This is a genomic window from Zhongshania sp. (genome assembly GCF_041623545.1).
Classification (GTDB): Bacteria; Pseudomonadota; Gammaproteobacteria; order Pseudomonadales; family Spongiibacteraceae; genus Spongiibacter.
Window position 1 is genome coordinate 1 of sequence record NZ_JBFJWS010000211.1, and the last position, 5,579, is coordinate 5,579.

General features: G+C 52.6%; 5 protein-coding genes, 1 pseudogene and 1 riboswitch. Of the genes and pseudogenes, 4 read left to right on the forward strand and 2 right to left on the reverse strand.

The features are described 5' to 3' along the window. A pseudogene (locus ABYT30_RS14670) lies at positions 1 to 351 on the reverse strand (AmpG family muropeptide MFS transporter); the annotation flags it as partial. Positions 352 to 439: 88 nt separating this feature from the next. Further along, a complete protein-coding gene (locus ABYT30_RS14675; protein WP_373097278.1) occupies positions 440 to 922 on the reverse strand; it encodes a YajQ family cyclic di-GMP-binding protein in 483 nt (160 codons plus the stop codon). An 80-nt stretch (positions 923 to 1,002) separates the two neighbouring features. Here ABYT30_RS14675 and ABYT30_RS14680 point away from each other — a divergent pair, with 80 nt between their 5' ends. The 4 genes from ABYT30_RS14680 to ABYT30_RS14695 form a co-directional block, all read left to right on the forward strand. After that, positions 1,003 to 1,974 (forward strand): ketopantoate reductase family protein, encoded by a 972-nt coding sequence (locus tag ABYT30_RS14680; RefSeq protein WP_373097280.1) that lies wholly within the window; start codon positions 1,003 to 1,005, stop codon positions 1,972 to 1,974. Positions 1,975 to 2,026: 52 nt separating this feature from the next. After that, a riboswitch (cobalamin riboswitch) is annotated at positions 2,027 to 2,207 on the forward strand. Positions 2,208 to 2,296: 89 nt separating this feature from the next. Beyond that, a complete protein-coding gene (locus ABYT30_RS14685) occupies positions 2,297 to 4,171 on the forward strand; it encodes a TonB-dependent receptor domain-containing protein (protein WP_373097282.1) in 1,875 nt (624 codons plus the stop codon). 72 nt (positions 4,172 to 4,243) lie between these two features. Further along, positions 4,244 to 4,852 carry a cob(I)yrinic acid a,c-diamide adenosyltransferase gene (gene cobO / locus ABYT30_RS14690; RefSeq protein WP_373097284.1) on the forward strand — a complete coding sequence of 203 codons (609 nt, stop codon included), beginning with the start codon at positions 4,244 to 4,246 and terminating at the stop codon, positions 4,850 to 4,852. Positions 4,853 to 4,854: 2 nt separating this feature from the next. Then, a partial coding sequence (locus tag ABYT30_RS14695; RefSeq protein ID WP_373097286.1) for a cobalamin-binding protein occupies positions 4,855 to 5,579 on the forward strand: 725 nt, incomplete at its 3' end.

Consider the following 5,579-nt stretch of genomic DNA (forward strand, 5'->3'; position numbering starts at 1 on the left):
AATAAAGCCCAGTACGGCCATGGAAGCAATCAAGCCCAGCTGACTAATCAACATCCAGCCCCGCCGCCGCCCCAAAAATGGCGGCACATAGCGATCCATCAGCGGCGCCCAGACAAACTTCCAGTTATAGGGGAAGCCAATAAGCGCGAACAGACCAATCTCGGTGAGCCCGACCCCTTCGCTGCGCAGCCACGCCGGCACCAACTGAATCAAAAAATACAGTGGCAAACCAGACGCTATACCGGTGAGCACACAAATAAACATATGGCGATTAAATATGGCTTGCTGCCAAGTAAGAGGCGCTGAATTGGGCTCTGGGTTTGATACTGGGGGCGAGGACTGATCAGTCATAGACGATTCCGCATTAAAGTGCGTTCATTCTGGCTTGCGGGGAGCAGAATGCAAGGGCGCTGTGTACCGCGCCCTTGCACAACACACATCAATCCCTAAAATTGGTAAATTGCAGAGGCTGATCCAGCTCTTCCGCTCGCAATATCGCCATGACCTCTTGCAGGTCGTCGCGCTTCTTACCCGTAACACGAACTTGCTCGTCTTGGATTTGGCTTTGTACTTTAAGTTTACGGTCTTTAATCAACTTAACAATTTTGCGTGCCACGTCCGATGTTAAACCGCTCTGCATAGTCACCAGTTGCTTTACTTGCTTACCCGCGCCTTTAACGTCACCCAACTCCATCGCCAAGGGGTCTATTTTCACTTTGATTAGGGCTGCGCGCAGCAAATCTTCCATTTGCTGTAATTGGAACTCCGCCTCAGCGAACATAGTCACAGTCAGTGCGTCGCGTTCAAACCGCGCATCCACACCCTTAAAGTCAAAACGAGTTTCAATAACTCGCCCAGCCTGATCAACGGCATTGGTAAAGATGTGCAGATCCACTTCGGAGACAATATCAAACGCTGGCATAGCCTAAATTCCTTTGTTATGTTGCGCCGCGCAGTTTAGCATCCTGAGACGGCGGACTGAATGTGTAGGGCGAGACAAATGTGCAAAAATCAACTGTGAGCAGCCCATCGACGCAAGTATGGTCAATTCTCGGCGCTGGTGCCATCGGCGGCCTGTGGGCCTGCTGCGCCCAGCGCAGCGGCTGCACAACTGAACTCATCTTTCGCGATCAAAGCAGTTTAGCGGCTTATCGCGAGCACGGCGGCATTGCCTTCACCGCAAATGAACAAACAGAATTACTCAATATCCCCGCCTGTTGTCCGCAAGCCCTAGTGCAGCCTATCCAGCAGCTGCTGATCACCACCAAAGCTCAGCAAACCCTCACCGCACTGCATGCGATTAAAGACCACGTCCAGCCCGATGCGATCATGGTATTACTGCAAAACGGCCTCGGTATTGCCGAACAAGTCCAAGCACAATTTCCTCAAGCACTGGTTCTGCAAGCATCAACCACAGAAGGTGCATATCGGCCTAAGCCCTTCTCCCTAGTCCACGCCGGGCGTGGCCAAACCTTGATTGGCGCGGCAGTATTACCAACGAACATTAAAGATCCGTCGCAGCAACTCACCGACATCGCCAAATCACTTAGCTATGCGCCCCTCAGCGTCACAGTGAGCGAGAATATTGAGGCCGTGCTCTGGCGCAAGCTGGCAATCAACTGTGCAATTAACCCCCTCTCCGTTATTCATCGCTGCCGCAATGGCGAATTACTGAATAAGCCCGAAGCCATGACGCAAATAGCCACTGTGGTCGATGAAATTCTAGCCCTTAGCAAAGCCCTTCACCTCGACGACAACCTCGCTGATTTGCATCAGCAAGTACTCGAGGTGGCTCGGGCGACCGCAAACAACCGCTCTTCCATGCTCCAAGACATTGAATCTGGACGGGAAACCGAGATTGAAGCGATCACAGGCCATCTGTGTCGGCTCGCTGCAAAACAGGGCTTAAGTCTCCCCTGTAATCAACAACTGCTCGACGAAGTTCGGCGCATTTCAACACAAAACCGTAGCTAAACGGTAACGATCTCCTGCCCCGTCGTTTGACAAAATATAGCCATGGCCTTAGAGTGCGCGCCACGTAATAGGTGCTCATACCCGCGTTATTCGCGGCGCTGAGTTAAACGGGAAGTCCGGTGAGATGCTGTTCACAACGACAGCAACAAGTCCGACGCTGCCCCCGCAACGGTAAGCTTCTGTCGTAAACCGACAAGGCAAGCCCGGAACCGGCCTAATGCGGATTCACCCGATGAAGCGGAGGGCTCCATCAGCGGTCGTATATTCGTATATAACCCCTACCCCTCCCTCATTGCTTCCTTTACTAGCTTTGAGGTTAATCATGAAAAAGTTCACATCACTCACATTAGGTAGCGCCTTAATACTGGCGGCCGCTGACGCGTCAGCCCAGACCCACAACGGTATGGAAACCACCATTGTCACTGCGACCCGCACCGAGCAATCTATTGCCGACAGCTTGGCGCCGGTAACGGTATTTGAGCGCGCCGATATTGAGCGTATTCAGCCAGTAGACTTGCAAGAACTGCTGTCTCGTGCGGTGGGCGTCACCTTCGTCCGCAACGGCGGGCGCGGCGCTAACACCAGCTTATTCCTGCGCGGCAACCAGAGCAATCACACCCTGGTCTTAATCGACGGGGTACGCATTGGTTCCGCCACCCTCGGCAGCCCATCGCTAACAAACCTCCCACCTGAGCTTATTGAGCGCGTTGAAATTGTGCGCGGCTCCCGCTCAAGTCTGTACGGTTCAGAAGCCATTGGCGGCGTGATCAATATTATCACCCGCAAATACCACGACACCGACGGCGTAAAGCCCTTACTACAATTGGGCATTGGCACTCAGGGCAGTAGTAAAGTTCTCGCCGCAGTCAGTGGCGGCAACAAGCAGAGCCAATTTAACTTAAGCGCGCTGCAGGAAAACACCGACGGTGTCGATAACACCGAAGGCAAAAGCGGTGTTCACGGTGACAAAGACGGCTTTGAACAAACCGCTTACAACCTCACCCTGAGCCATAAAATCAATGAGCGCGCCAGCTTATTCGCGCTCTATCAAACAAGCAGCAGTGAAAGCGACTACGACAATAACTGCTACGGCACTGGCTTTGTTAAATACAGCTGTTCACCTTACTCAAATAGCGAAGTGAGTGTCGCGAATGTCCGTGGCGAATTCCAACTATTGCAAAACTGGTTACTGACTTTGTCGGCCGGCGAGTCAAAAGACCAATCCCAAATTGACTTTCACTACATTGAGCCCGGCGCCATCGGCGTAAGTGGCGATAATTTTGACACCACCCGCAATATCTACAGTGTGCAAAATGATTGGCTACTTGGTAAAAATCATGTACTCACGCTGGGCTATGAACGCCTGCTCGACGAAGTGAATAGCAATCTTAACTACGGCGAAGACAGCCGCGCCAACAAGGCGGTATTCGCCCAGTGGCAGGCCAACTTCGGTATTGTTGATCTGACCATCGGTGGCCGCAACGACGATAACGAACAGTTCGGCACTTACGATACTGGCAATGCCTCTATCGGGATTCAAGTCGCCGAGCCCGTTAAAATCATTGCCACCTACGGCGAGGGCTTTAACGCGCCAACCTTTAACGATCTGTATTACCCCTTCTATGGCGTGGCGAGCTTAGAGCCAGAAACCTCAGAAAACCGAGAGTTAGAACTGCGGGTTGATCAAGGCTGGGGCGCGTGGAGTATTAGCTATTTCAACAACGACGTAGACAAGCTTATTCAGTACAACCCCGCCACCTTTGGTCCAGATCAAATCAAAGGCGCCGAGCTAAAAGGACTTGAACTCAGCGCATCAACCAGCGTTTACAACTGGAATATTGACGCCAACGCCACCCTGCTTGATGCGACGGACACCAGTACCGGCAAAGATTTGCGGCGCCGGGCCAGCGAGCAATTCAACCTTGATGCAGATCGCCAGTGGCAGCACTGGGGTGCCAGTGCGAGCGTACGCTTTGTCGGCAAACGCTACGAAGACACCGCCAACAAAGATGAACTGGGAAGCTATACCTTGGTCGACACCGCCGTGTCCTACCGTTTTAATGAGCAAGTCAAAGTTAATCTAGCACTGAAAAACATCTTTGACCGCGAGTATGTCACTGCGCGGAGTTTCAGCCTTGGTGACTATCAATCCATTGGCCGCGAAGCGATGCTGAGCATCACTTATACGCCAAAATAAAGGTATCATTGGTCTTTGTCTTCCACGCGGTCACGTTTAACACTGACCGCGTACTTTCTAACAGGTGACACCATGACAAGCCTAAGCGACGAAGAAAAACACCAGAAACGCATGCAAATCAAAAAGGCCATGATCGACGAAAAAGTCGCGCAGGCCACCGAGGAGCGCGGGGTCCTTATCGTGCTCAGCGGCCCCGGCAAGGGTAAATCCAGTTCGGGTTTTGGCACCGTTATTCGCGCCCTAGGCCATGGCTACAAAGCCGCAGTGGTGCAATTTATAAAAGGCACCTGGGATTGCGGCGAGCGTAATTTTATTCAGCAGCGCTGCCCCGAAGTGCCTTTTATTGTAATGGGGTCCGGCTTTACTTGGGAAACCCAGAGCAAAGAACAAGACCGCGAAGCGGCCCAGCAAGCTTGGCAAAAAACCAAGCTGCTATTGCAAGATGAAACTATTCATCTGGTATTGCTCGACGAAATTACTTACGTTTTAAAATACGGTTATCTCGACGCCGAAGAAGTTTACGAAGCCCTGCGCAATCGCCCCCGCGAACAGAGCGTGATTGTCACCGGCCGCGGCGCACCCGTGCCACTCAAACAATTGGCCGATACCGTGTCGATGATCGACGACACCAAGCACGCTTTTCACAACGGTATAAAAGCCCGCAAGGGTGTGGAGTGGTAGCAGTGAAATCCGCTATCGCTTTCGTGCTCTCCGCCTTTTTTACTACTGGCTCTGCCATTGCCGATATCTGTGTACAAGATGACAGCGGTGCAGACGTCTGCCTGAGCAAACCCGCCCAGCGCATTATTGCTTTATCCCCCGGTGCAACCGAGCTGATCTACGCCGCTGGCGGCGGTGATCAAGTCATTGCCGCAGTGAGCTATTGCGACTACCCCGAAGCGGCAAAAGCACTGCCCCGCGTAGGCAGTTATAATCGCTTTGACCAAGAAGCGATACTGGCACAAAAGCCTGACTTGCTGATCGCCTGGATTGAGGGCAACCCCGCCGAGCAATTGGCAAAATTAAAATCCCTTGGCCTCACTATTTATTACACCCAACTCAATGATTTTGACGATGTAAGCAGTAGTCTGGAGCGGCTCGGTAAGCTCGCCGGCACCGAGGATCAGGCCAAAATCGCTGCCGATAAATTCCGCGCCGGTATTGCCGAATTAGAAAATCGCTACAGCCAATCAGCGCCAGTGACCGTGTTCCAGCAAATTTGGAGCAACCCCCTCATGACCGTTAATAATGAGCATATTATTAGCGAGGCCACCCGCATATGCGGCGGCGTAAATGTGTTTGGCGACTTGCCTAATCTCAGCGCCCGCATCGACAACGAAGCGGTACTGGCCGCCGACCCCGAGGCGATTATCGCCGGTGGCATGGGCGAAGAAAATCGCGACTGGCT

Bases quoted from the DNA above. Each gene is read 5' to 3' on its own strand.
- ABYT30_RS14675 (WP_373097278.1), bottom strand. From the start codon at position 922: ATGCCAGCGTTTGATATTGTCTCCGAAGTGGATCTGCACATCTTTACC.
- ABYT30_RS14685 (WP_373097282.1), top strand. From the start codon at position 2,297: ATGAAAAAGTTCACATCACTCACATTAGGTAGCGCCTTAATACTGGCG.
- cobO (WP_373097284.1), top strand. From the start codon at position 4,244: ATGACAAGCCTAAGCGACGAAGAAAAACACCAGAAACGCATGCAAATC.